This is a genomic window from Roseateles sp., assembly GCF_039595595.1.
Taxonomy (GTDB): domain Bacteria; phylum Pseudomonadota; class Gammaproteobacteria; order Burkholderiales; family Burkholderiaceae_C; genus Roseateles.
Genome location: NZ_JBCNLG010000044.1, coordinates 1 through 23622, shown reverse-complemented (window position 1 = coordinate 23622; position 23622 = coordinate 1). Strand labels below are relative to the sequence as shown.

The window sequence follows — 23622 nt, the reverse complement described above, 5'->3', positions numbered from 1 at the left end:
GTCAGCTTCAGTCCCGTCCATGGCTGCCAGCCGGCGGTGAGCGTCTGCACCTTCAGGCCCTGCTCCGGAAAGATCGGATTGCCGTAGCAGGTCTTGCACGGCGTGGCGATCACTCGATCACGGACCGGCGTGCAGTAGCCGCCACTGGACGTCTTCACGTACACCTGCCCCTCCGGGCAGACGCATTGGCGGCTTTGCGGGTCGAAGTACTGGTCGCAGGTCTTGGTGGCCGACACCATCCCATCGACCGTGACCTCGTACGGAGCGTTCCATCCGCACTTCTGGATGTACTTGCCTTGCAGCTTGCAAAGCGCAGAGCCGTTGCTTGAGCTCGTGGCGCTGACCGCGCAAGGTTGCGTCACCGTCCATTCGATCTTGCTGTTGCAGGCGGTCTCCGCCGAGCACTGGCCGCCCTGGATCAGCGCCAGATAGCTCGCGAAGTACTGCTCGGGACGTCCAGGCGCACCGTCAGTAGCAGCGGTGTGGTACGTGCCGCCGTTATAGGTCCAGCCCCCTTTCGATTCAGCGCACGCTGGACCGTACTCCGTCGCGTCGAGCCGCCATTCCGAGGGCATCAGCCGCTCGCTGGCCATCGCCGGACCGGCGGTCAGCACCGCGATGAGCCAGAGCATGGCCGCAGCCCCGCTTCTGGACGACACAAGAGATTGCACGGCCCGCAGGCACGCACGCATGGCAATTGATAGCGTCATCGCTCCTCACCCGATCTGCAAGAAAAACGGCAGCAGGGAGGAGCGGCTCATGAGCATGAGCCGATGCGCGAGGGTCCGGCGAGCGTCTGTCGCGCTCGATGCCGGGCCGCCTCTCTCCCTGATTGAATGTGGCCGGGATTCTGCCGGAGGGAGATGACGCCCGCCTGCGGCCCGCGGCGCTTTACATCCATCACCGCGACATCACCGCGCCACATGCGCCACCCGGCCCGCCTGCGCGCTCCCACAAACAACAACGCCGGGCACCGCGAGATGGTTCGGGTGTCCGCCATACCGTCCTCAGCGCCAGGGGCCGAGTAGGCATTGGAGGCGTCAAGCAAATAAATATTTGCCAAAAGCAAGCATATCGCGCAGCATGCGCGCCATGACCGACCCTGACCGCATCGAGGCCGTCCGCCGCTTCAACCGCTTCTACACACGCCGCATCGGCGTGCTCAACGAGGGGTTGCTCGATTCTGAGTTCAGCCTGACCGAGTGCCGCATCCTCTGGGAGCTGGCGCATCTGGAGGGAGGCGCCGGCATCACCGCCACTGACCTGGGCCGGCTGTTGGACCTGGACGCTGGCTATCTCAGCCGCTTGCTGCGCGACCTGAAGGAACGCGATCTGGTCCGCGCTGCGCGCAGCGAGACGGATGCGCGGCAGTCACTGCTGACGCTGAGCCCTGCGGGCCGCAGGGCGTTCAAGCCGCTGGACCGCCGCTCGCGCGAGCAGGTGGGCGAGATGCTGGACCAACTGGGGGACGCGCAACAGGCGGAGCTGCTGCAGGCGTTCCGGCGCGTGCAGGGGTTGCTCGAGGATCCCGGCTCGAAGCCGGGGAAGGGCGGCTTCCTGCTGCGGCCACATCGCCCCGGCGACATGGGGTGGGTGGTCTCGCGTCACGGCGCGCTGTACGCGCGGGAGTACCAGTTCGACATGAGCTTCGAAGCGCTGGTGGCGCGCATCGCGGCCGACTTCATCGAGCAGTTCGATCCGCGCCGCGAGGCCTGCTGGATCGCCGAGCGCGACGGCGTGAACATCGGCAGCGTGGCGCTGGTGCAGGCGCGCGACGAGCAGACCCGCGCGCCGATCGAGGGCCTGGCCCAGCTGCGCCTGCTGCTGGTCGAGCCCTCGGCGCGAGGGCTTGGATTGGGCGACCGCCTCGTCGCCGAGTGCCACCGTTTCGCGCGCGAGGCCGGCTACCGGCGCGTGCGCCTGTGGACGAACAGCCAGCTCGACGCGGCGAAGCACATCTATCGCAAGGCGGGCTATCAGCTCACGGGCAGCGAGCCGTTCCACGGTTTCGGGCTCGACCTCGTGGGGGAGACGTGGGAGCTGGATCTCCAGGCCGCCCACGCGGTCTGACGATCAGAGCGGCGCGGTCGAGACGACCGCGAAACCCTTCAAGCCGGCTGAGGTCCTGGCCGTCCCGCCTCGACCACGAAGCGCGCCGCGCTGAACGATGGGCTGTCCGCGTCCCACGGCGATTGCACGCTGCGCAGTTCGGCATCCAATCGGCCGGCCTGGAGCTCGAAGCGCATGTAGCCGCGCTGGTCGCTGCGGCCGTAGCGGATGTGCGGATTGAAGGGCAGGGCCTTGTCGACCTGCGACTGCTCGCGGCCGGCGCTGGAGATCGAGGTGCCGCAGAACTCGCTCGCGAGCACCGCGGCCTTCTCGTCGTTCCAGTCGAGCTTCAGGTCGGCGACGTAGTTGGCGTGGACGTCGCCGCCGAGCACGACCGCATTGGGCACGCGCCGCGACGCGAGATCGCGCAGCAGGCGCTCGCGGGCGAAGGGGTAGCCGTCCCAGCCGTCGGTCCAGTAGCGGCCAGGTCCCTTGGCCGGGTCCTGCGCGTTGAAGCGCGTCATCAGCGTCTGCTGCGCGAGCAGGTTCCAGGGACGGGTCGCGTCCCAGCTGTCGCGCAGCCACTGCTCCTGCGGCGCGCCGAGCAGCGTGCGGCGCGGGTTGAGCAGGTCGGGGCAGTCCTTCACGTTCACGGTGTTGGAGCCCGCGCGGCCCGGCTTGGGACAGACCTGCTGATCGCGCCAGGAGCGGTCGTCGATGGTGATCAGCCGTGCCAGGCGGCCCCAGTCGACGCGATGGCTGAGCACGATGTCCACGCCCTTGGGCCGCATCGATGCCGGGAACGGCTGGTGCTCCCAGTACGCCTGCGCGGCGGCGATGCGGCGTTGATGGAAGTCCGGGGCCAGGTCCTCCGAGACATCGCCGGCCCAGTCGTTCTGGACCTCGTGGTCGTCCCAGATGAGGATCCATGGCGCCTTGGCATGCATCGCCTGCAAGCGCGGATCGCTCTTGTACTGCGCGTAGCGGGCGCGGTAGTCGTCCAGTGTGTGGCAGGCCCCGCCGGCGTGGCGGCGGGGCGCCTTGCCGTCGATGGCGGTGGCCGATTCGTAGATGTAGTCGCCGAGGAAGAGCACCAGGTCGAGGTCCTGCTTCGCCATGTCGCTCCAGGCGGCGTACTCGCCGTGATCCCAGCGCTGGCAGGACGCGATCGAGAAGCGGAGCGAGGCGGGCCTCGCGTCCGCGGCCGGCGTGGTGCGCGTGCGGCCCGCAGCGCTTTCCTGTCCCAAGGCGCGGAAGCGATACCAGTACCAGCGGTCGGGGCGCAGGCCCGACGGCTCGGCGTGAACGCTGTGCGCGGTGCCGGGTTCGGCCTGCTCGGTGCCGCGCGCGACGATGGTCTTGAAGCCTTCGTCCTCGGCCACTTCCCACTGGACGGCGACTTCGGCGGGCAGCGCATCGCCCAGCAGGCGCGTCCAGAGCACGACGCCATCCGCCCTCGGGCTGCCCGAGGCGACGCCGAGCCTGAACAGCGGCTCCGTAGCCGCATCGGCATGGCGCAGGAAGGCCGGTACGCAGCCGGCGGCAAGGGCGGCCTGCAGCAGGCCGCGGCGAGAAGGGGTCCAGAGGGCGGTCATGGCGCGAAGCGTAATCCCGTTCCTTGTCAATTCAGCGACCGAACCGCCGTAGGCATGGGGCTTGCCGCTCTGTGGTCGATGCCAGCCATCGCTCCCGCGTTGCTCCAGCGTCAATCGATTCGGCGTGCCCGCCGAAGGCCCCGGTGCAACGTTGTTTGACCCATCAACCAACGAAGGGGACATCATGACCACCTCCCTCACAAGCTCTCTCTCCCGGGCCACGCTCGTGGTCGTCGCCAGTGCGGCCCTGGCCGCGGGTTGCGCGTCCGACGGCCGCCACCATAACGACGCGCGCAACGCCGCCGTCGGTGCGGTGGGCGGCGCGGTCGTCGGCGCCGCAACGGGCGGCAGCGCGCTCACCGGCGCGGCCGTGGGCGCCGTCGCCGGCGCCGTGATCGGACGCCTGTTCATCGACGGCAAGGATCGCGAGGTCTACTCCGACGGACGCGGCGGCCGCTATTGGCGCGACGAGGACGGACGTACGCATACCGTCCGCTGACGCGTCTGGCCTGTTTGCCGCGCGACGCTGCGCCGCTTGCCGGCAGGCGTGATCAGCGAGTGGGCGGTGGACCGCCGATCTCGCCCATGAGGAACGGCGTCTCCAGGGACCATCCCAGCAGGCGCCGGCAACCGTCGACTTCATGCCGGGACGCCTCGCGTGGCATCAGCCCGCCGGAGGCTGCCCGCTCAAGTCCCGCGAGCACCGGCGCGAAACGCTGGCGTGCGGCCGGCGTGCGCGCCGCCAGCAGCTCCCGGCATCGGCGCGTGAATGCCAGTTGACTCGCCGGCGCCAGGAAGGCCATGAAGAACACCATCTGGCGCCAGCCGAAGGCGAGCGTCTTGCTCGCCCTCATGCGTTGGATGCGCGGGATCGTCCTCGGGATGACGCGCCGTTCCAGCCGGTCGAGCACGGCGAGGAACGTCCGCTCGGCCAGCGCCTCCCACTGCTGTGAGAGCAATGGCTCCAACTGCAGTCCGTCGACCAGCACCGCGAGGTTGTGCGTGGTCAGGATCGAGGCTTGCTCGATCATCGAGCCGTTTCGCGCGCGCGAATTTCCGCCCGCGGGAAGCGCGGCGAGTTCAAGACAGTACGCATCGAAATCGGGGCACGTCTTCGTGCCCCATCGCTCCTCGACCCGCTGGAGCGACAGCACCCGGTCGACATCGATCCCGTAATACCTCGCGTAGAGCGATCCGCCGGGAAGCGATTTCAGAAGCCGCGCCGCCACGCGCGCCGCTTGCACGAACTTCAGCGAGAACGTGCCCATGAAGATGTCGGACGCCAGTTCCTCGACCAGCGGCAGCCCTGGAGACTCGGTCCCGTCGTCAGCCGCCTTGGCTGCATCGCCGGCGGGCACGGCGATGCGTGCCAGCGCCGCCAGTTCCGAGACCAGCTTGTTGGGCGTGACCGTGGCAGGGAAGGCCTGAATGGCGAAGGCCGCGAACTGGCGCAGCGTGTCCTTCGCGGCCGGCGCCGCATCGGCATCCGCGCAAGCCTCGAGCGAGGCGATCCATGGCAGCTCCGAGAAGCGCACCTGATGCTGCAGCCACAGCAGCAGCAACGAGCGGCGGCGACGAAACGCCTGATAGCTCGCGGCATGCAGCGCACGCGCGGCCGGGTCGGTGAAGCGCGTCGCCAGCGCGGGGCCGGCGAGCTGAGGCAGCAGGACCGCCAGCGCTTCGCTGGAGCGGATCGCCCGGCGTTCGATCAGAGCGGCGAGCGGCGCCTCCTCCGCGGCCTGCAGGCGCGCCAGGAGTTGAGCCGGCACCGGCGTGCCCGCGGGAACGGCGGCGAGCTGCTCCTCCATGACGATGGGGCGCGCGGCCATGGCCGCGATGGCCGGGGTGATCCCTGCGCCCGGCTCGACCAGCGACTTGAGGCGCGCTGCGAGGACTCCCGCGATCCTTGCATGGCTCGGTCCCACGGCCTGGCGCGCGCGCATCGCGCGGTGGCGATCCGAGCCAGGCACGCCGCGAGCGTCAATGAAGCCAGCGAGCCGATGCCGCACCCGCGCCGCCCATTGCGCCCGTCCCGCCGCATCGAGCGCCGGCCAGGCGGTCAGTGCGGCGGTGAACAGCCCCAGCACTTCGTTCTGGCGATGGACGCGCTGACAACGCCGATGGCGCTGGCGCGCCGCCGCGATCCGCCGCAGAAGCTCGACGCGGCGTTCCTCGAAATCGGATGGCAGGCGCGTGAAGGGCAGGCCGCCGGCCGGGCAGCGCTCCGGGCCTTCTCCCGCAAAGTGAGGAACCGGCCCTTCCACGGTGTCGAGCATGAGCGTCACGAGCTCATCCTTGAGCGGCGCCCAGACCTCGTAGTGCTCGCGCATGGATTCGACCTCCTTGGAGGGCTGCTTGCGCTCGAGCCCTTCGGCGACCGAATGAACGCTGCGCGCGAGCACCGGCGCATCGATGCCCGCGGACGGAGCGGGGAGGGGCGTATCGGCCGGCCGCGGATAGAAGCGCATCCGATCGAAGAACGGTTCGATGTGCTCGATCAACGCGGCCGCGATCGCGTGCTCGCCCCGCGCCATCAGCCAGCGCATGACGAGCAGCGCGGCCTCTTCGGGGACGTCGATCCGGTATTCGCGGGAAGCGAGTTGCCCATGCAGCTCGTCGAGGCCTTCGCGCGTGAGGTGATGGCCGTTGAGCCGGGTGCGCGCGCCGCCGCTCGCCGCGCCGAGCCGGGCAGCCAGCGCGAGTTCGTGAGGCCGCCAATCGCCGCCGGCCGCCGCTTGCCCGCTGGCGAAACCGCCCCGTACGACTTCCGGCGTCGCCCAGGCCGGCATGTCCACGTGAGGCTGCCGGTCGCCTACGCGGGTCTTGCCAGTGAACAGATGCTCGATCGTCTCCATGAGGCGCTGCGCGCGGGCTTGCGCACGCTGGCGCAAACCGGCATCGGTATGGGCGGCCGCCGCGCGCAAGGTCCTGGCGAGTTCGCCGGCCAGGTATCCGGTGCCAAAACCGGGCGCGGCGCGCGGGTCTGTCGGACCATTGCCAGGCGTGGTCATGGGCGTGAGGGCTCGGGGCAATCGGTGCCGGCCGGTGTCGGGGCTTGGAGGCAGGGATCGAACCTGCGCCTCGCGGGTGTGCAGCCCACGGCTCTCCCAACTGAGCTACTCCAAGGACGAGGGGGCATCGTACACGCGGCATCTGCGCCGTTGGGCGTGGCTGCGCCTCACGGCGTCGATGCGCCGATGCGGTCGTCTCCTTCAGGCCGCGTCTTGCTGAGCCGCACGCTCTGCAGCACGAAGCCGGCGATGAAGAGCAGCAGCCAGACGAACAGCGCGGTCTTCACCACCGGGTCCTCCGGCCCCGTCGCGACGGGGTGCGCGGCGGGCAGGCGGCTGAGCGTCTCGTTGATGCCGGGCACCAGCAGCAGGAAGAAGCTGAAGGAGAGGCCGAAGGTCTTCAGGTACGGCCCCAGCCTGCCCAGGAAGCGCAGCCGCGGCACGAGCAGCGTGCCGCCGAAGGCCGCGAGCAGCGCCAGCACGCCCAGCACATGGCCGGGATTGACGCCCACGACGCTGGAAAGTCCGAAGGACGTGAAGACCGACAGCGCGAGCCCGGCGAGATAGACCCGCCCGGCCCGCGAGCCGGTCTCGATGCGGCCGAAGCGGACGAAGCCACACAGCCCCGCCACCACCGGCGCGAGACTGATCAGCGTGTGGGCAATGCCCAGCGGAGAAAGTGGATGAGGCATGAGGTGAGTCGCTTTCTATCTACTACTTGGTAGATATCGAGGTTCAAAGAATGGGCGGCATGGCCGCCCTCGTGATGAGCCTGGGTCAGGCGGGCTGTGTCAGCTTGAGGATCGCTGGCTGCACGATGGTGGCGAAAGACTTCGGGTCATCGAGCGCGCGGGCCATCAGCATCGCGCCATGCACCACCGCCATGAAGGCGCGCGCGGATACCGCCGGGCTGTTGAGCAGGTGGAACTGGCCGCGTGCGGCACCCCGCTTGAGCACCGAGGTCAGCCAGGCATTCAGGTCGTGGAAATGGCCTCGAACCTCGACCGCGACCTCCTCGGGGATGGTCGGCAGCTCGGTCGCCAGCATCGCGCAGATGCAGAAGGGATGCTCGCCGCTGCGGATGCAGCTGGCCCAGTAGTCGGCGTAGGCGTTGAGCTCGGACAAGGGATCGTCGAACTGCGCCTCCAGCGATCCCAGGCCCGCTTTCGCCTCCTGCCGGTACAGCGTCACCACCGTCGTCACCAGCGCGGCCTTGCTCGGGAAGTGGTGATGGATGCTGGCCTTGGTGATGCTCACCCGCTCGGCCAGATCGGCGTAACTGAAGCTGTTGTAGCCCCCGGCGACCAGCAGCGAGCGCGTGTGCGCGACGATCTCGGCGGCCTTGGGGGAGAGCTCGGTGGTCATCAAGGCGAGGGCAACTGAGTGAAACTGGTTCGCACTCTACTAGTTGGTAGAGTGCTTGTCAAAGGAGCTGCTGCCCTTCGTGGCGCCCCTCTCCCGCGCCCGCTCCCCGTGGGGGCGAGGGAGTTCATGCCGAAAGCGCGCCTGCTTCACGCGTCACATCGACTCGTCCAGCATCCGCCGGTAGTCGCTGGCCGAGGCTTCGCGGGGATTCGTCTTGTGGCAGTGGTCGTGCAGCGCGCGCTCGATGATCTGTTCGTACAGGTCGGCCGTCACGCCCATTTCGCCCAGCCCCGACGGCAGGCCCAGCCGCTGGTTCAGCGCCTTGACCGCGCCGGCGAGTTCGTCGGCCGGCGTGCCTTCCTGCAGGTTCATCGCGTGGCCCAGGCGCGCGATCTTGTCGTCGCGCCGCATCGAGTCATGCATCCCGTTGAAACGGATCACCGCCGGCAGGAACACCGCGTTCAGCGTCCCATGGTGCAGCCGCGGCATCAGTCCGCCGAGCGCATGGCTCAGCGAATGCACGCAGCCCAGTCCCTTCTGGAACGCGAGCGCGCCCATCGTGCTCGCCGCCATCATGTCCAGCCGCGCGTCGATGTCGTCGGGATGCGTGGTCGCGCGCTCGATCTGCCGCCAGCCGCGGCGCAGGCCCTCCAGCGCGATGCCGTCGGCCGGCGGGTTGAACGCCGACGACATGAAGGTCTCCATGCAGTGCGCGATCGCGTCCATGCCGGTCGCCGCAGTGAGCGCCGCGGGCAGCTTGCGCGTCAGTTCCGGATCGCAGACCGCCGACTTCGGCATCAGCTCCCAGTTGTGGAAGCCCAGCTTGCGGCCGTCGTCCACGATGATGATCGCGCCGCGCGCGACCTCCGAGCCGGTGCCCGCCGTCGTCGGCACCGCGATCACCGGCGCGGCCTTGGCCGTGATGTTCCCCGCGCCGCCCAGGATCGTCGCGTAGCGCGTCAGCGGTCCGTCGTGCGTGGCCGCGATCGCGACGCCCTTGGCCAGGTCGATGCTCGATCCGCCGCCGATGGCGATCAGGCCGTCGCAGCCACTGGCGCGGTACAGCCCGGCGGCGTCGCGCACGGCTGCCTCGGTGGGGTTGGGCGGGGTGCCGTCGTAGACGGGCAGGGCGGCCGGATCGATCGGCGAGGCCGTCCAGGCGTCGACGACCAGATCGAGCACGCCCGCCGCGCGCACGCCCTTGTCGGTGACGATCAGCGGCCGCGTGATGCTGGCGCGGGCGCATTCCGCGCCGATGACGCGGCGGGCGCCGGCTTCCAGGTGGATGTGGGTCAGATACTGGATCAGTGCCATCTCGAGTCCTCTGCGAAAATCCCGCGATTGCGGCTCGGCGAACGGCTGAGCCTACGCCCTGGAGTTCCCGTTGAGTAGCACCTTGTTGACACCGCGGATGGCCGCGGTGCTCGAGCGCATCCATCGCGCCAACCGCCCGTCCTTCCCCAGCCTCTCCCCCAAGCAGGCGCGCATCGCCTACCTGATGGGCGCCGAGATCCTGGACCTGCCGCGGGCGCCGCTGCCGCGTGTCGAGAATCGGGCAATCCCCGGTCCCGGCGGCGACATCGCGATCCGTCTCTACGCGCCGGTGACGCGCGAGGAAGCCGCTGCCAGCGACCCGCGCGGCCTGCCGGTGCTGCTGTACTTCCATGGCGGCGGCTTCGTGATCGGCAACCTGGAAACCCACGACAGCCTGTGCCGCCAGTTGGCCCTGCGCACCGGCTGCGCGGTGATCGCGGTGGACTACCGGCTCGCGCCGGACCATCCGTTCCCCGCTGCCGTCGACGATTGCTGGGCCGCGCTGGCCTGGCTGGCGAAGGCGGCGCCCGAGCTCGGCCTCGATCGCGAGCGCATCGCGGTCGGCGGCGACAGCGCCGGCGGCACGCTCGCCGCGGTGACGGCGCTGCATGCGCGGGACATCCGCGATCAGCTCGGCGTCCCGCTGGCGATGCAGTTGCTCATCACGCCCGGCGCGACCGCGCACGCGGACACCGATTCCCATCGCCGCTTCGCCAAGGGGCATCTGCTCGATGCCGAGACCATCGCGTGGTTCTTCAACCAGTACATCCCGGTCGAGCGCCGCGAAGACTGGCGCTTCGCGCCGCTGCGGGCCGAAGACCACGAAGGGCTCGCGCCCGCCTGCCTGATCCTGGCCGAGGCCGATCCGTTGATCGACGAGGGCATCGCCTACGCCGACCTGCTGCGCGCCAACGGCAACGCGGTGCGGCTGGAGCTCTTCCGCGGCGTGACACACGACTTCATCAAGATGGGCCGTAGCATTCCCGAGGCCAGCCTCGCGCTGGACGCCTGCGCCGACGCGCTGCGCGAGGCCTTCGGCCTGCCCGCGCCGACGGCGTCGGCGTCGACCCCATCGGCCCCTTCGACTTCTTCCGGCGAGTCCGCATGACCACCACCGCGCTTTCCCGCGATCGCTTCCGTTTCTTCGAACGCCTGCGCGTGCGCTGGGCCGAGGTCGATGCGCAGCAGATCGTCTTCAACGGCCACTACCTGACCTACTTCGACACGGCGGTCGGCGGCTACTGGCGCGCGCTGGCGCTGCCTTACGGGCCGACGATGCAGGCGCTGGAGGGCGACCTGTTCGTGCGGAAGTCGACGCTGGAGTACCTGGGCTCGGCGCTGTACGACGAGCTGCTGGACATCGGCGTGCGCACGGAGCGCGTGGGCACGACCTCGCTGACGGTGGGCTGCGCGGTCTTCCGCGGCGACGAGTGCCTGGTGCATGGCGAGCTGGTCTATGTCTTCGCCGATCCGGTGGCGCGCGTGCCCAAGGCGGTGCCGCAGGCGCTGCGCGAGCTGCTGCTGGGCTTCGAGCGCGGCGAGCCGATGACCGAGGCGCGCGTGGGCAACTGGGCGACGCTCGGGGGCGACGCGCACAAGATCCGCCAGGCTGTCTTCGTCGAGGAGCAAAAGATCCCCGCCGACATGGAATGGGACGCCGCCGACGAGAGCTGCACGCACGCGGTGGCGTACAACCGGCTGGGCCGGCCGCTCGCGACGGGCCGGTTGCTGGAGCATGTGCCGGGCGTGGCGAAGATCGGGCGGATGGCGGTGCTGTCGCCGATGCGCGGCAGCCGGGTCGGGCGCCAGGTGCTGGACGCGCTGATGCAGGCGGGCCGGGAGCAGGGCTACCGCGAGGTGCTGCTGCACGCGCAGCTCAGCGCCGAGGGCTTCTACACGCGGGCCGGATTCCAGCGCCGCGGCCCGGTGTTCGAGGAGGCCGGGATCGCGCACGTGGAGATGGTGCGGGGCCTCTGACGCGAGCTCAAGCACAAAGGGCCCGGATGCTTTCGCCTCCGGGCCCTTTGCTTTGGGGCAGGGGACTCAAGATCCCCGCCGCTCACTTGCTCAGGCGACCGACTTGGCCGTCTCCGCGTATTCCTCGATCTGGTCGAAGTTCATGTAGCGGTAGACGCTGGCCTTGTCGGCGTCGATGACACCCATCTCCTTCAGGTATTCCTCCTTGGTCGGCAGGCGGCCCAGGCGGGACGCGATCGCGGCCAGCTCGGCCGAGCCCAGGAACACGTTCGTGTTCTTGCCCAGACGGTTGGGGAAGTTCCGCGTCGAGGTCGAGATCACCGTCACGCCTTCACGAACCTGCGCCTGGTTGCCCATGCACAGCGAGCAGCCCGGCATCTCGGTGCGCGCACCCGCCGTGCCGAAGGCCGCGTAGTGGCCTTCCTTGATCAGCTCGCTCTGGTCCATCTTCGTCGGCGGCGCCACCCACAGCTTCACCGGGATGTCACGCTGGCCGCCCAGCAGCTTCGCCGCCGCGCGGAAGTGGCCGATGTTGGTCATGCACGAACCGATGAAGGCCTCGTCGATCTTCGTGCCGGCGACCTCGGACAGCACCTTCGCGTCGTCCGGGTCGTTCGGGCAGCAGACGATGGGCTCGGTGATGTCGGCCAGGTCGATCTCGATCACCGCCGCGTACTCGGCGTCCTTGTCCGCCTCCAGCAGCGTCGGATTGGCCAGCCAGGCCTCGACCTTCTCGATGCGGCGCTGCAGCGTCTTCGCGTCCGCGTAGCCGTCGGCGATCATGTTCTTCATCAGCACGACGTTGGAGCTCAGGTACTCCTTGATCGGCGCCGGATTCAGCTTGATCGTGCAGCCGGCGGCCGAGCGCTCGGCCGAGGCGTCGGACAGCTCGAAAGCCTGTTCGACCTTCAGGTCCGGCAGACCTTCGATCTCCAGGATGCGGCCCGAGAAGATGTTCTTCTTGCCAGCCTTGGCCACGGTCAGCAGACCGGCCTTGATCGCGTACAGCGGAATCGCGTGCACCAGGTCGCGCAGGGTCACGCCCGGCTGCATCTCACCCTTGAAACGCACCAGCACCGATTCCGGCATGTCCAGCGGCATCACGCCAGTCGCGGCGCCGAAGGCCACCAGGCCCGAACCGGCCGGGAAGGAGATGCCGATCGGGAAACGCGTGTGCGAGTCGCCGCCCGTGCCCACGGTGTCAGGCAGCAGCAGGCGGTTCAGCCAGCTGTGGATCACGCCGTCGCCCGGACGCAGCGACACGCCGCCGCGGTTGGAGATGAAGGCGGGCAGCTCGCGGTGCGTCTTGACGTCCACCGGCTTCGGATACGCCGCGGTGTGGCAGAAGGACTGCATCACCAGGTCGGCCGAGAAGCCCAGGCAGGCCAGGTCCTTCAGCTCGTCGCGGGTCATCGGGCCGGTCGTGTCCTGCGAACCGACCGTCGTCATCTTCGGCTCGCAGTAAGTGCCCGGACGCACGCCCTGGCCTTCCGGCAGGCCGACCGCGCGGCCCACCATCTTCTGCGCCAGCGTGAAGCCGGCCTTGGATGCGGCCGGCGCCTGCGGCAGGCGGAACTGCGTCGAGGCCGGCAGGCCCAGGAACTCGCGCGCCTTGGCGGTCAGCGAGCGGCCGATGATCAGGTTGATCCGGCCGCCGGCGCGCACTTCGTCGAACAGCACGTCGCTCTTGAGCTTGAACTCGGCCACCGTCTCGCCGTTCTTCACCAGCTTGCCCTCATAGGGCAGCACGTCGATGACGTCGCCCATCTCGAGCTTGGACACGTCCACCTCGATCGGCAGCGAGCCCGAGTCTTCCTGCGTGTTGAAGAAGATCGGCGCGATCTTGCCGCCCAGCGTCACGCCGCCGAAACGCTTGTTCGGGACGAACGGGATGTCCTGGCCGGTGGCCCAGATCACCGAGTTGGTCGCCGACTTGCGCGACGAGCCCGTGCCCACCACGTCGCCGACGTAGGCCACGATGTGGCCCTTCTTCTTCAGGTCCTCGATGAACTGCATCGGGCCGCGCTTGCCGTCCTCTTCCGGCTTGAAGGCCGCGTCGGGGCGGGTGTTCTTCAGCATCGCCAGGTAATGCAGCGGGATGTCGGGACGGCTCCACGCGTCCGGCGCGGGGGACAGGTCGTCGGTGTTGGTCTCGCCCGGCACCTTGAAGACAGTGACGGTGATCTTCTTCTCGACCTCGGGACGCGAGGTGAACCACTCCGCGTCGGCCCAGCTCTGCATCACTTCCTTGGCCTTGGCGTTGCCCGCCTTGGCCTTGGCGGCGACGTCATTGAAGTAGTCGAACATCAGCAGGGTCTTCTTCAGACCGTCGGCGGCGACGCCCGCCACTTCGGCGTCGTCCAGCAGCTCGATCAGCGGATGCACGTTGTAGCCGCCCACCATGGTGCCCAGCAGTTCGGTGGCCTTGGCCTTGGAGATCAGGCCCACCTTCAGGTCGCCGTGCGCGACGGCGGCCAGGAAGCTGGCCTTGACCTTGGCGGCATCGTCCACGCCCGGCGGCACGCGGTGCGTCAGCAGATCCAGCAGGAAGGCCTCCTCGCCGGCCGGCGGGGTCTTGATGAGCTCGATCAGCTCGGCGACTTGCTTCGCGTCGAGCGGCAGCGGCGGGATGCCGAGCGCGGCGCGTTCGGCTTCATGTTGGCGATAGGCTTGCAGCATGCGAACTCCAGTGTGGTCTGTGCTTGGGTCGAAAGAGCGGGGAGAGAGCGGGTTTCGGCGATCACGGCGCGCTGGGCACGATGACCTTGAGGCCCTTGAAATAGTCTCGGAAGAAGCCCTGGTCCCGGGTGATCAGGCCGTCGCACTGCAACATCGCGTGCGCGCCCACCAGGAAGTCGGGCATCGCCCGCGTGGCGGCGGCCTCGGGCGCGCCGGAAGGCGCCCCCTTGTCGGCCAGCCGTTGCTTGAACTTGCGTTGCATCTCGCCGGCGCGGATCGCCGCGCGCTGGTCGATGGCCAGGAAGCGCAGGCCCATCTCCTCGAGCGCGTCCATCACCTCCGAGCCGTGCCCGAGGCCGGCCGTGACTTCGGCCAGCACCACGTCGCACAGCACCACCGGGCCGCTGGACAGCGCCAGGCGCAGCGCGGCCTCGGCCGCGTCGGCGCCGGGCGCGTCGCCCAGGAGGTCGATGAGAACGGAGCTGTCGACGGCGATCATGGGTTCAGGCCTCCGAGGCCTCATCCGGTGCACGGCCGCGCAGCTCGCGCATGACATCGTCCGTGGAGGTGCCCTCGGGCAGCTTGAAGCGGCCGCGGGCGCGGGAGATGGCGTCGTCGACGTTCTTGCGCAGGATGATGCGCGCGCCGTCGAGCTCCACCTTGAGCGTCGTGCCCTTGGTCAGTCCGAGCGCGTCGCGCACGGCCTTGGGCAGGGTGATCTGACCTCTTTCGGCGACGGTGGCTTCCATGCGGGCTCCTGGCGGTGCTGGGAGATTAGGCGACGCTTCTGGCGAATTCATGACCGGTCCGGCGGGAACGGTATGACGCAGAAAGTATGCACGAATTGTACGTACTTTCGGCTCGTGAAAGCCAGTCGCGGCTCGCGAACCCGATCGCGCCGCTGCGGAAAGCCGGCCGAGCCCCGTGGAGGCGGGCGTGAAAAAGCCGCCTCGAGGGCGGCTTCACGGTCACGCGCGCGCGGCGTTTACTGCTGGCTCGGTGCGATGCCCAGGCCTTCGCCGGCGGGGGCCGACGAGGCGCGGGCGGCCTCGATGGCGGCGCGCTGCTCGGGGTGGATGCAGTCGTCGACCAGGCGCTGACCGGCCTTGACGTCCAGCAGCATCGACTTGTTGGCGATCTGGACCATCAGCGTGCGGCCCGTGATGTCTTCCAGGCGCAGCGCGCCCGTGGATGACAGCACCGGCTTCATCGTGAAGGTGTCCTTCTTGTAGGCCACGTCGATGTAGCCGGCGTGCTTGGCGTTGGGCTGGATGTTGATCGACTGCTTGAACTCGCAGTCGTACTGGCCCAGGTAGGCGCGCTTGGCGGCGGCCAGTTGTTCGTCGTCGGCTTCCGGCAGCGGGGGAGGCGGCGGCGGGGTCTTGACGGCCGGCTTCTTGGCGGTTTTGGCGGGGGTCTTGGCCTTCGCCGCGGCGGGCTTGCCGCCAGCGTTCGGATCGGGTTGAGCGGCGGCCATGCCGGCGGTCAGCGTCAGCGCGGCGGCGGTGGCGCCGGACAGGAGGAGGGCGGTCAGTCGCATTCGGAGTGGGGAGGAGTGGACCTGGAAAACCACCCGCCTGCGCGAGTGGCCGAAAAACGAAACGCCGCGAGGCGGCGATGCGCAATTGTTACCGCAGGCCGACGTTCCCCCGCGTCGAATTAATGTGTCAATCGGTTGATTTCGACTAGGGGAACCCCCGCTTGTGCGCGCCGCGGAAGGCGGCGGCCCTCCGCGCGTCAGCATGGCGTGAAGCGGCCGTTGGCGCGCTGCGCGCGGGCGGTTCTCGATGGGGGATCAGAGCGGCGAAGGGCGCGGCGCGAACCAGGCCTGCTCGACCTCCTCGGGCAGCTTCTGGCCCGTGCCGTGCGCGCGTTGCAGCAGGTGCCAGAAGAGCCGGTAGCTCGCGCGGTCGTGCAGCATGTCGCGGTGCTGGATCGGTGCCCACTGGGCGGCCTGCGCCGCCTGCAGGATGTCGATCGCCTCGTCGATCTCGGCCACGCTCGGCGCGAAGGCATCGATGATGGGTTGGATCTGGTTCGGATGGATGCTCCACATCCGCGTGTAGCCGAAGTCGCGCGCCGCGCGCTCGGCGGCGGACTGGATCGCGCGCTCGCTCTTGAACTCGGTGACCACGCAGTGCGAGGGCGTCTTGCCGTGGCAGTGCGCAGCGGCGGCGATCTCAAGCTTGGCGCGCTGCACCAGCGGGTGCGTGAACTGGCCTTCGACCGTCAGCGCCGAGCGCGGGATCGCCCCGCGATGCGCCGACACGAAGTCCATCAGGCCAAAGGACAGCGATTCGATGCGCGGATGCGCCGCGATCGCCATCACGTCGCGCAATGCGCCGTGGGTCTCGATCAGCGTGTGCAAGGGCAGCGGCTTGCGGATGCCGTGGCGCTTCAGGGCGTCGTCGATGAAGGCGGCCGCGCGGCTCAGATCGTCGAAGCTCTCGGGCTTGGGGATCATCAGGTAGGCCAGTTTCTCGCCACCGCCGGCGATCACGGCCTCGACGTCGGCCTCGAAGGCCGGATGGCTGAACGGATGCACGCGCACGCCGACCCGGCCATGCGCGTTCAACGCGCCGTTGAGCAGATGCAGCACCAGCAGCATGTGCTCGGCCTCGCCGCCGACCGGCGCGCCGTCCTCGCAATCGAGCGTGATGTCGAAGACCGGGCCCAGCCGCGCCTGCAGCTCCAGGCTCTTGATCATGCGGGTCTCGACGCCGCAGTAGTGGTCGACGACCGGCAGGACGACGGGCGCCTGGCCCTCTTCGAACAGGGCGTCGGCGGGATGAGGCGGCAGGGTCATGTGGCGCGGTGGGATGAAAGGGAAAAGAAAAAGGGCCGGGTCCTTTTGAAGAACCCGGCCCAACGATACGGCCTTGACGACGGACCGGCGAAGCCGTGTCCCCATCAAGCCGGGCACGAGGATCCGGCTTTGCCGGGCCTCGGAGCCGCCCCTTGAGGGGCCGCCGAAGGCGGTAGGGGTGGTCCCGGTTACAGCAGATGCTTGACGCCGTTCTGCTCTTCCAGCAGCTCGTTCAGCGTCTTGTTGATGCACTCTTGCGAGAAGGCGTCGATCTCCAGGCCTTGGACGATCTTGTACTCGCCGTTCTCGACGGTCACCGGGAAGCCGAACATGACTTCCTTCGGAATGCCGTACGAACCGTCCGACGGAATGCCCATCGTGACCCACTTGCCGTTCGTGCCCAGGGCCCAGTCGCGCATGTGATCGATGGCGGCGTTGGCGGCCGAGGCCGCCGACGACAGACCGCGCGCGGCAATGATCGCGGCGCCGCGCTTGCCCACGGTCGGCAGGAAGGTGGTGCGGTTCCACTCTTCATCGTTGATCAGCGCCTTGACCGGCTGTCCGTCGATGGTGGCGAAGCGGTAGTCGGCGTACATCGTCGGCGAGTGGTTGCCCCACACGGCCAGCTTCTCGATGCCGGCGACCGGCTTGCCGGTCTTGGCGGCGATCTGCGAGGCGGCGCGGTTGTGGTCCAGGCGCAGCATGGCGGTGAAATTCTTGGCCGGCAGGTCCGGGGCCGACTTCATCGCGATGTAGGCGTTGGTGTTGGCGGGGTTGCCCACCACCAGCACCTTCACGTTGCGCGAAGCCACGGCGTTCAGCGCCTTGCCCTGCACCGTGAAGATCTGGGCGTTGGCGGCCAGCAGGTCCGAACGCTCCATGCCCGGGCCGCGCGGACGGGCGCCGACCAGCAGCGCGTAGTCGGTGTCCTTGAAGGCGGTCATCGGATCGCTGTGGGCTTCGATGCCGGCCAGCAGCGGGAAGGCGCAGTCTTCCAGCTCCATGATCACGCCCTTGAGCGCGTTCTGGGCCTTCTCGTCGGGGATTTCCAGCAGCTGCAGGATGACGGGCTGGTCCTTGCCCAGCATCTCGCCGCTGGCGATGCGGAACAGCAGGGCATAGCCGATCTGGCCGGCGGCGCCGGTGACGGCGACGCGAACGGGTTTCTTGCTCATCAGAAGTCTCCGAAAAGTGCGAGTGAACGATCTAGGGAACCTAGGAGGCGCAGGCCGCGCCAGCGGCGGCAAGTGTAGGCCAGCACCGCGGCGGCACGGATCGCGAAAGGGTCTTCTTCGCCCATCCGGATGGGGCGCCTCCCCCAATTGCCGGGCCTCCATGGCGCGGAACCGACACTCTTTCCGACACTCTTGTGTCTTATATAAGACTAAATGCCTCGGACTCCCCTCGAAGGATGGACGCTGGCGCGGCGTTTGTGCTCGAATCGCGCCCCATGTCGCCCCCCGCCGCACCGGTCCACCCCGTGACGCCGCTCAATGAGCTGGCGCGCGCGGAGGCCGCGCCGTCGTTCAGCCCGCTGTATCGGCAGATCAAGGGCTTGATCCTCAAGGGCCTGCAGGCCGGCGAGTGGAAGGCGGGCGAGACCATCCCCAGCGAGATGGAGCTGGCCTCCCGCTTCGGGGTGAGTCAGGGGACGGTGCGCAAGGCCATCGACGAGCTCTCGGCCGACAACCTGCTGGTGCGCAAGCAAGGGAAGGGCACCTTCGTCGCCACCCATGCCGAACAGCAGCAGCAATACCGCTTCCTGCGCCTGACACCCGACGGCGACGCGTCGGCGACGCTGGGCCGTCAACTGCTCGACTGCAAGCGCCAGCGCGCGCCGGCCTGGATCGCCAAGCTGATGCAGCTGCGCGCCGGCGATCCGGTCATCGAGATCCGCCGCCTGCTGCACAGCGGCGGGCATCCGGTGGTGCTCGACGACATCTGGCTGCCGGGCGCGCTCTTCAAGGGCCTGACGACGGAGCGGCTGCTCGAGCATCGCGGCCCGTTCTACGGTCTGCTCGAAACCGAATTCGGCGTGCACATGATCCGCGCGCAGGAAAAGATCCGGGCGGTCGCGGCGGAGGAGGACTCCGCCGCGCTGCTGCAGGTGACGCGAGGCAGTCCGCTGCTGAGCGTGGAGCGGCTCTCCTTCACCTACGGCGACAAGCCGGTGGAGTTGCGCCGCGGTCTCTACAACACCACCCACCACTTCTATCGCAACGACCTGAACTGATGCTTTCATGTTGTGGCGATGACGTTTCCATGGCACGGCATGGAAACGACAAGCGCCCAGGACACCCTTCCGGGGTGTTGCGTTGCAATAAAATCTTCGGGTTTCACACTGATTACAAGGTCGGACATGACGGACGCCAACCAAGCCACCACCAAGAAACGACCGGTCTACACCAACATCCATGTGACGCAGATCGTGTCGTACCGCCTGCCGCCGGCGGGCATCGTCTCGATCCTGCACCGCATCAGCGGTCTGCTGATGTTCTTCCTGCTGCCGTTCGTGATCTGGATGTTCGACAACAGCCTCACGTCGGAGATCTCGTACGAAACCTTCACCGCGGCGTTCGTCTCGGGCATCGGCTTCCTGCCGGGCTGGTTCATCAAGCTGGTGACGCTGGCCCTGATCTGGGGCTACCTCCATCACTTCATCGCCGGCGTGCGCCATCTGTGGATGGATGCGACCCACAGCGTCAGCAAGCAGCAAGGCAAGAGCAGCGCCATCGTGACGCTGGTGCTGAGCATCGTGCTGACCCTGGCGCTCGGCGCGAAGCTGTTCGGCCTGTATTGATCCGCGCCGCGGACCCGATACCGCCCGATCTCCGATCACTCCCAAGGCAACTTAAAAAATGACAACCTACGGAAGCAAGCGCACCGTTGTCGGTGCGCATTACGGCTTGCGCGACTGGATGGCCCAGCGCGCCACCGCGCTGCTCATGGCGCTGTTCACCCTCGTGCTGCTGGCGCAGGTGCTGCTGACCAGCCAGCCCATCGGCTACGACCTGTGGGCCGGGATCTTCAGCAAGCAATGGATGAAGTTCCTGACCTTCGCGCTCATCGTCTCGCTGGCCTACCACGCCTGGGTCGGCGTGCGCGACATCTGGATGGATTACGTGAAGCCGGTGGGCGTGCGGCTGGCGCTGCATGTGTTCACGCTGGTGTGGTTGACGGGTTGCGCGGGTTGGGCGATCCAAGTGCTCTGGAGGCTGTAAGAAATGCAAATCGGAACCTCGCTGCCCAAGCGCAAATTCGACGTCGTCATCGTGGGAGCCGGCGGCTCCGGCATGCGCGCGTCGCTGCAGCTGTCGCTCGCCGGCCTGAACGTGGCCGTGCTGTCCAAGGTCTTCCCGACCCGCTCGCACACCGTGGCTGCTCAAGGCGGCATCGGCGCCAGCCTGGGCAACATGTCGGAAGACAACTGGCACTACCACTTCTACGACACCGTGAAGGGCTCGGACTGGCTGGGTGACCAGGACGCCATCGAGTTCATGTGCCGTGAAGCGCCGAAGGTGGTCTACGAGCTCGAGCACTTCGGCATGCCGTTCGACCGCAACCCGGACGGCACGATCTACCAGCGTCCGTTCGGCGGCCACACCGCCAACTACGGCGAGAAGCCGGTCCAGCGCGCTTGCGCCGCGGCCGACCGCACCGGCCACGCGCTGCTGCACACGCTGTACCAGCAGAACGTCAAGGCCCGCACCAACTTCTTCGTCGAGTGGATGGCGCTGGACCTGATCCGCGATGCCGACGGCGACGTGGTCGGCGTGACCGCGCTGGAGATGGAGACGGGCGAGATCCACATCCTCGAAGCCAAGACCGTGCTGCTGGCCACCGGCGGCGCGGGACGCATCTTCGCGGCCTCGACCAACGCCTTCATCAACACCGGCGACGGTCTGGGCATGGCGGCGCGCGCCGACATCCCGCTGCAGGACATGGAGTTCTGGCAGTTCCATCCGACCGGCGTGGCCGGCGCCGGCGTGCTGCTGACCGAAGGCTGCCGCGGCGAGGGCGCGATCCTGCGCAACGCCAACGGCGAGCGCTTCATGGAGCGCTACGCCCCGACGCTGAAGGATCTGGCGCCGCGCGACTTCGTCTCGCGCTGCATGGACCAGGAGATCAAGGAAGGTCGCGGCTGCGGTCCCAACAAGGACTACGTCGTGCTGGACATGACCCACCTGGGCGGCGACACCATCCTCAAGCGGCTCCCGTCCGTGTTCGAGATCGGCCACAACTTCGCCAACGTCGACATCACCAAGGAGCCGATCCCGGTGGTGCCGACCATCCATTACCAGATGGGCGGCATCCCGACCAACGTCCACGGCCAGGTCGTCGTCCCCAAGGGCGACGATCACAAGTCGGTGGTCAACGGCCTGTACGCGGTGGGCGAGTGCTCCTGCGTGTCGGTGCACGGCGCCAACCGCCTGGGCACGAACTCGCTGCTGGACCTGGTGGTCTTCGGCCGCGCCGCGGGCAACCACATCGTCGAGGCGCACAAGGGCTTCAAGGCCGCGGGCAAGGCCCACAAGCCGCTGCCCAAGGACGCCGCCGACCAGACGCTGGCGCGCCTGGCCCGCCTGGAGTCCAACACCGGCGGCGAGTACGCCCAGAACGTCGCCAACGACCTGCGCGCCGCGATGCAGTCGCACGCCGGCGTGTTCCGCACCCAGGCGCTGCTGGACGAGGGCGTCACCGCCGTCGCCGCCATCCGCGAGCGGGTCAGGAACATCACGCTGAAGGACAAGTCCAAGGTCTTCAACACCGCCCGCGTCGAGGCGCTGGAAGTGGACAACCTGATCGAGGCCGCCCAGGCCACCATCGTGTCCGCCGCCGCCCGCAAGGAATGCCGCGGCGCCCACACCGTCAACGACTACGAGCGTGGTCCGGACGATGCGGAATTCCCGCTGGGCCGCAACGACAAGGAATGGATGAAGCACACCCTGTGGCATTCCAAGTCCAACAGCCTGACCTACAAGCCGGTCAACCTCCAACCGCTGACCGTCGAGAGCGTCCCGCCGAAGGTCCGTACCTTCTGAGCGCCGCAGGAGCATTCAAATGATCAAGCGCACCTTCAAGATCTACCGCTACGACCCGGACAAGGACGCCAAGCCCTACATGCAGACCATCGAGCTGGAGCTCGCCGGCAACGAACGCATGCTGCTGGACGCCCTGCTCAAGCTCAAGGAAGTGGATCCGTCGCTGTCGTTCCGCCGCTCGTGCCGCGAAGGCGTGTGCGGTTCCGACGCGATGAACATCAACGGCAAGAACGGCCTGGCCTGCCTGACCAACCTGCGCTCGCTGCCGGACGTCATCGTGCTCAAGCCGCTGCCGGGCCTGCCCGTCGTCCGCGACCTGATCGTGGACATGACGCAGTTCTTCAAGCAGTACAACTCGATCCGTCCGTTCCTGGTGAACGAGGAGGCGCCGCCCGAGAAGGAGCGCCTGCAGTCGCCCGAGGAGCGCGAGGAGCTCAACGGCCTGTACGAGTGCATCCTGTGCGCCAGCTGCTCGACGAGCTGCCCCAGCTTCTGGTGGAACCCCGACAAGTTCGTCGGTCCCGCCGGCCTGCTGCAGGCCTACCGCTTCATCGCCGACAGCCGCGACCAGGCCACCGCGGAGCGCCTGGACAACCTCGAGGACCCGTACCGCCTGTTCCGCTGCCACACCATCATGAACTGCGTCGACGTCTGCCCCAAGGGTCTGAACCCGACCAAGGCGATCGGCAAGATCAAGGAACTGATGGTGCGTCGCGCCGTCTGAGTCCGGCCGCCACAGACAGCATCGCGCACACGCATGAACGCCGCCGCCACGAACACCCTCATCGACGAGAGGGATCTCTCCAAACTGAAATGGCGTTGCCGCCGTGGTCTGCTGGAGAATGACCTTTTCATCGAGCGGTTCTTCCAGCGGCACGAAGGTGAGCTCACCGAGTTCCACGCGGAAGGCCTGCGGCAGCTGATGGACCTGTCGGACAACGACCTGCTCGATCTGCTGCTGGCCCGCAAGGAGCCGGCCGACGACCTGGACCGGCCCGACGTGCATGCGGTGCTGGCGATGCTGCGGACCCCTCAGTAAACAAGAACCCCCCGAAGTCATAAGGAATGCCCATGACCCCGTCTGACGTCAAAGCCACCCTGTCGTTCTCCGACGGCAGCCCGCAAATGGATCTGCCCCTGTACAAGGGCACCATCGGTCCGGATGTGATCGACATCCGCAAGCTTTACGCGCAGACCGGCAAGTTCACCTACGACCCGGGCTTCCTGTCGACCGCCTCGTGCAACTCGACCATCACCTACATCGATGGCGACAAGGGCGAGCTGCTGTACCGCGGCTACCCGATCGAGCAGCTCGCGGTGAACTGCGACTACCTCGAGACCTGCTACCTGCTGCTCTACGGGGAACTGCCGACCCCGTCGCAGAAGGAGGAGTTCGTCAGCCGCGTGACCAACCACACGATGGTCAACGAGCAGATGCAGTTCTTCCTGCGCGGCTTCCGCCGCGACGCGCATCCGATGGCGGTGATGACGGGCCTGGTGGGCGCGCTGTCGGCCTTCTATCACGACAGCACCGACATCAATAACCCCGAGCACCGCGAGATCGCCGCGATCCGCCTGATCGCGAAGATGCCGACGCTGGTGGCGATGGCCTACAAGTACACGATCGGCCAGCCCTACATCTACCCGAAGAACGACCTCTCGTACGCCGGCAACTTCATGCGCATGATGTTCGCCACGCCCTGCGAGGAGTACAAGCCCAACGACGTGCTGGTGCGCGCGATGGACCGCATCTTCACGCTGCACGCGGACCACGAGCAGAACGC

Annotated in this window: 23 protein-coding genes and 1 tRNA gene; 11 read left to right on the top strand and 13 right to left on the bottom strand. The window is 68.1% G+C overall.

What is annotated here, in order from left to right; genetic code table 11:
- A partial coding sequence (locus ABDW61_RS25325) for a hypothetical protein (RefSeq protein ID WP_343642762.1) occupies positions 1-632 on the bottom strand: 632 nt, incomplete at its 3' end.
- Positions 633-1092: 460 nt separating this feature from the next.
- Here ABDW61_RS25325 and ABDW61_RS25320 point away from each other — a divergent pair.
- A complete protein-coding gene (locus ABDW61_RS25320; RefSeq protein ID WP_343642761.1) occupies positions 1093-2070 on the top strand; it encodes a helix-turn-helix domain-containing GNAT family N-acetyltransferase in 978 nt (325 codons plus the stop codon).
- Between the two features lie 38 nt (positions 2071-2108).
- Here the strand turns inward: ABDW61_RS25320 and ABDW61_RS25315 are convergent, their stop codons facing one another.
- Positions 2109-3644: an alkaline phosphatase D family protein gene (locus tag ABDW61_RS25315; RefSeq protein WP_343642759.1), complete on the bottom strand. Its 1536-nt coding sequence runs from the start codon at positions 3642-3644 to the stop codon at positions 2109-2111.
- 184 nt (positions 3645-3828) lie between these two features.
- Between ABDW61_RS25315 and ABDW61_RS25310 the strand changes: the two genes are divergently transcribed.
- Entirely contained in the window at positions 3829-4143 is a 315-nt protein-coding gene (locus ABDW61_RS25310; RefSeq protein WP_343642758.1) for a YMGG-like glycine zipper-containing protein, read from the top strand.
- A 52-nt stretch (positions 4144-4195) separates the two neighbouring features.
- On the opposite strand, the gene ABDW61_RS25305 is transcribed toward ABDW61_RS25310, so the two are convergent.
- From ABDW61_RS25305 to ABDW61_RS25285, 5 genes are all read right to left on the bottom strand, one after another.
- Entirely contained in the window at positions 4196-6655 is a 2460-nt protein-coding gene (locus ABDW61_RS25305; RefSeq protein ID WP_343642757.1) for a hypothetical protein, read from the bottom strand.
- A gap of 42 nt (positions 6656-6697) precedes the next feature.
- Positions 6698-6770, bottom strand: a tRNA-Cys gene (locus ABDW61_RS25300).
- Positions 6771-6822: 52 nt separating this feature from the next.
- Positions 6823-7347 (bottom strand): hypothetical protein, encoded by a 525-nt coding sequence (locus ABDW61_RS25295; RefSeq protein ID WP_343642756.1) that lies wholly within the window; start codon positions 7345-7347, stop codon positions 6823-6825.
- 85 nt (positions 7348-7432) lie between these two features.
- Entirely contained in the window at positions 7433-8020 is a 588-nt protein-coding gene (locus tag ABDW61_RS25290) for a TetR/AcrR family transcriptional regulator (RefSeq protein ID WP_343642755.1), read from the bottom strand.
- A 153-nt stretch (positions 8021-8173) separates the two neighbouring features.
- A complete protein-coding gene (locus ABDW61_RS25285; RefSeq protein ID WP_343642754.1) occupies positions 8174-9334 on the bottom strand; it encodes an iron-containing alcohol dehydrogenase in 1161 nt (386 codons plus the stop codon).
- 97 nt (positions 9335-9431) lie between these two features.
- Between ABDW61_RS25285 and ABDW61_RS25280 the strand changes: the two genes are divergently transcribed.
- On the top strand, positions 9432-10442 hold the full coding sequence (locus ABDW61_RS25280) for an alpha/beta hydrolase (protein ID WP_343642764.1): 1011 nt from the start codon (positions 9432-9434) through the stop codon (positions 10440-10442).
- Positions 10439-11311, top strand: a complete 873-nt coding sequence (locus ABDW61_RS25275) for a YbgC/FadM family acyl-CoA thioesterase (protein ID WP_343642753.1) — start codon at positions 10439-10441, stop codon at positions 11309-11311. Before ABDW61_RS25280 ends, ABDW61_RS25275 begins: the two co-directional genes overlap by 4 nt.
- 90 nt (positions 11312-11401) lie before the next feature.
- On the opposite strand, the gene acnB is transcribed toward ABDW61_RS25275, so the two are convergent.
- The 6 genes from acnB to ABDW61_RS25245 all read right to left on the bottom strand — a co-directional run bounded on the left by acnB (position 11402) and on the right by ABDW61_RS25245 (position 17971).
- A complete protein-coding gene (gene acnB / locus ABDW61_RS25270) occupies positions 11402-13990 on the bottom strand; it encodes a bifunctional aconitate hydratase 2/2-methylisocitrate dehydratase (RefSeq protein WP_343642752.1) in 2589 nt (862 codons plus the stop codon).
- 61 nt (positions 13991-14051) lie between these two features.
- Positions 14052-14489, bottom strand: a complete 438-nt coding sequence (locus tag ABDW61_RS25265; RefSeq protein ID WP_091724139.1) for a type II toxin-antitoxin system VapC family toxin — start codon at positions 14487-14489, stop codon at positions 14052-14054.
- A gap of 4 nt (positions 14490-14493) precedes the next feature.
- The gene (locus ABDW61_RS25260; RefSeq protein WP_343642751.1) at positions 14494-14739 is read right to left on the bottom strand and encodes an AbrB/MazE/SpoVT family DNA-binding domain-containing protein; all 246 of its coding nucleotides are present in this window, start codon (positions 14737-14739) and stop codon (positions 14494-14496) included.
- A 236-nt stretch (positions 14740-14975) separates the two neighbouring features.
- Complete coding sequence (locus ABDW61_RS25255) at positions 14976-15530, bottom strand: hypothetical protein (protein WP_343642750.1); 555 nt, start codon at positions 15528-15530, stop codon at positions 14976-14978.
- Positions 15531-15785: 255 nt separating this feature from the next.
- On the bottom strand, positions 15786-16796 hold the full coding sequence (locus ABDW61_RS25250) for an aldolase/citrate lyase family protein (protein WP_343642749.1): 1011 nt from the start codon (positions 16794-16796) through the stop codon (positions 15786-15788).
- A gap of 188 nt (positions 16797-16984) precedes the next feature.
- Positions 16985-17971, bottom strand: a complete 987-nt coding sequence (locus ABDW61_RS25245) for a malate dehydrogenase (RefSeq protein ID WP_343642748.1) — start codon at positions 17969-17971, stop codon at positions 16985-16987.
- A 275-nt stretch (positions 17972-18246) separates the two neighbouring features.
- On the opposite strand from ABDW61_RS25245, the gene ABDW61_RS25240 reads away from it, so the two are divergent.
- The 7 genes from ABDW61_RS25240 to ABDW61_RS25210 form a co-directional block, all read left to right on the top strand.
- Complete coding sequence (locus ABDW61_RS25240; protein ID WP_343642747.1) at positions 18247-19029, top strand: GntR family transcriptional regulator; 783 nt, start codon at positions 18247-18249, stop codon at positions 19027-19029.
- Positions 19030-19155: 126 nt separating this feature from the next.
- Positions 19156-19596, top strand: coding sequence for a succinate dehydrogenase, cytochrome b556 subunit (gene sdhC / locus ABDW61_RS25235; RefSeq protein WP_343642745.1), 441 nt, complete (start codon positions 19156-19158; stop codon positions 19594-19596).
- 58 nt (positions 19597-19654) lie between these two features.
- Positions 19655-20017 (top strand): succinate dehydrogenase, hydrophobic membrane anchor protein, encoded by a 363-nt coding sequence (sdhD, locus tag ABDW61_RS25230; RefSeq protein ID WP_343642743.1) that lies wholly within the window; start codon positions 19655-19657, stop codon positions 20015-20017.
- Positions 20018-20020: 3 nt separating this feature from the next.
- Positions 20021-21838 carry a succinate dehydrogenase flavoprotein subunit gene (sdhA, locus tag ABDW61_RS25225; RefSeq protein ID WP_343642742.1) on the top strand — a complete coding sequence of 606 codons (1818 nt, stop codon included), beginning with the start codon at positions 20021-20023 and terminating at the stop codon, positions 21836-21838.
- 19 nt (positions 21839-21857) lie between these two features.
- Positions 21858-22562 (top strand): succinate dehydrogenase iron-sulfur subunit, encoded by a 705-nt coding sequence (locus ABDW61_RS25220; RefSeq protein ID WP_343605992.1) that lies wholly within the window; start codon positions 21858-21860, stop codon positions 22560-22562.
- Between the two features lie 33 nt (positions 22563-22595).
- A complete protein-coding gene (locus ABDW61_RS25215) occupies positions 22596-22877 on the top strand; it encodes a succinate dehydrogenase assembly factor 2 (RefSeq protein ID WP_343642740.1) in 282 nt (93 codons plus the stop codon).
- Positions 22878-22909: 32 nt separating this feature from the next.
- A partial coding sequence (locus ABDW61_RS25210; RefSeq protein WP_343642738.1) for a citrate/2-methylcitrate synthase occupies positions 22910-23622 on the top strand: 713 nt, incomplete at its 3' end.

Excerpts from the sequence above, each read along its gene's own strand:
- ABDW61_RS25290 (WP_343642755.1), bottom strand. The coding sequence starts at position 8,020 with ATGACCACCGAGCTCTCCCCCAAGGCCGCCGAGATCGTCGCGCACACG.
- acnB (WP_343642752.1), bottom strand. The coding sequence starts at position 13,990 with ATGCTGCAAGCCTATCGCCAACATGAAGCCGAACGCGCCGCGCTCGGC.
- ABDW61_RS25280 (WP_343642764.1), top strand. The coding sequence starts at position 9,432 with ATGGCCGCGGTGCTCGAGCGCATCCATCGCGCCAACCGCCCGTCCTTC.
- ABDW61_RS25275 (WP_343642753.1), top strand. The coding sequence starts at position 10,439 with ATGACCACCACCGCGCTTTCCCGCGATCGCTTCCGTTTCTTCGAACGC.
- ABDW61_RS25240 (WP_343642747.1), top strand. The coding sequence starts at position 18,247 with ATGTCGCCCCCCGCCGCACCGGTCCACCCCGTGACGCCGCTCAATGAG.
- sdhA (WP_343642742.1), top strand. The coding sequence starts at position 20,021 with ATGCAAATCGGAACCTCGCTGCCCAAGCGCAAATTCGACGTCGTCATC.
- ABDW61_RS25255 (WP_343642750.1), bottom strand. The coding sequence starts at position 15,530 with ATGCGACTGACCGCCCTCCTCCTGTCCGGCGCCACCGCCGCCGCGCTG.
- ABDW61_RS25215 (WP_343642740.1), top strand. The coding sequence starts at position 22,596 with ATGAACGCCGCCGCCACGAACACCCTCATCGACGAGAGGGATCTCTCC.
- sdhD (WP_343642743.1), top strand. The coding sequence starts at position 19,655 with ATGACAACCTACGGAAGCAAGCGCACCGTTGTCGGTGCGCATTACGGC.
- ABDW61_RS25285 (WP_343642754.1), bottom strand. The coding sequence starts at position 9,334 with ATGGCACTGATCCAGTATCTGACCCACATCCACCTGGAAGCCGGCGCC.
- sdhC (WP_343642745.1), top strand. The coding sequence starts at position 19,156 with ATGACGGACGCCAACCAAGCCACCACCAAGAAACGACCGGTCTACACC.
- ABDW61_RS25320 (WP_343642761.1), top strand. The coding sequence starts at position 1,093 with ATGACCGACCCTGACCGCATCGAGGCCGTCCGCCGCTTCAACCGCTTC.
- ABDW61_RS25315 (WP_343642759.1), bottom strand. The coding sequence starts at position 3,644 with ATGACCGCCCTCTGGACCCCTTCTCGCCGCGGCCTGCTGCAGGCCGCC.
- ABDW61_RS25310 (WP_343642758.1), top strand. The coding sequence starts at position 3,829 with ATGACCACCTCCCTCACAAGCTCTCTCTCCCGGGCCACGCTCGTGGTC.
- ABDW61_RS25305 (WP_343642757.1), bottom strand. The coding sequence starts at position 6,655 with ATGACCACGCCTGGCAATGGTCCGACAGACCCGCGCGCCGCGCCCGGT.
- ABDW61_RS25250 (WP_343642749.1), bottom strand. The coding sequence starts at position 16,796 with ATGACCCTGCCGCCTCATCCCGCCGACGCCCTGTTCGAAGAGGGCCAG.
- ABDW61_RS25260 (WP_343642751.1), bottom strand. The coding sequence starts at position 14,739 with ATGGAAGCCACCGTCGCCGAAAGAGGTCAGATCACCCTGCCCAAGGCC.
- ABDW61_RS25245 (WP_343642748.1), bottom strand. The coding sequence starts at position 17,971 with ATGAGCAAGAAACCCGTTCGCGTCGCCGTCACCGGCGCCGCCGGCCAG.
- ABDW61_RS25265 (WP_091724139.1), bottom strand. The coding sequence starts at position 14,489 with ATGATCGCCGTCGACAGCTCCGTTCTCATCGACCTCCTGGGCGACGCG.
- ABDW61_RS25220 (WP_343605992.1), top strand. The coding sequence starts at position 21,858 with ATGATCAAGCGCACCTTCAAGATCTACCGCTACGACCCGGACAAGGAC.
- ABDW61_RS25295 (WP_343642756.1), bottom strand. The coding sequence starts at position 7,347 with ATGCCTCATCCACTTTCTCCGCTGGGCATTGCCCACACGCTGATCAGT.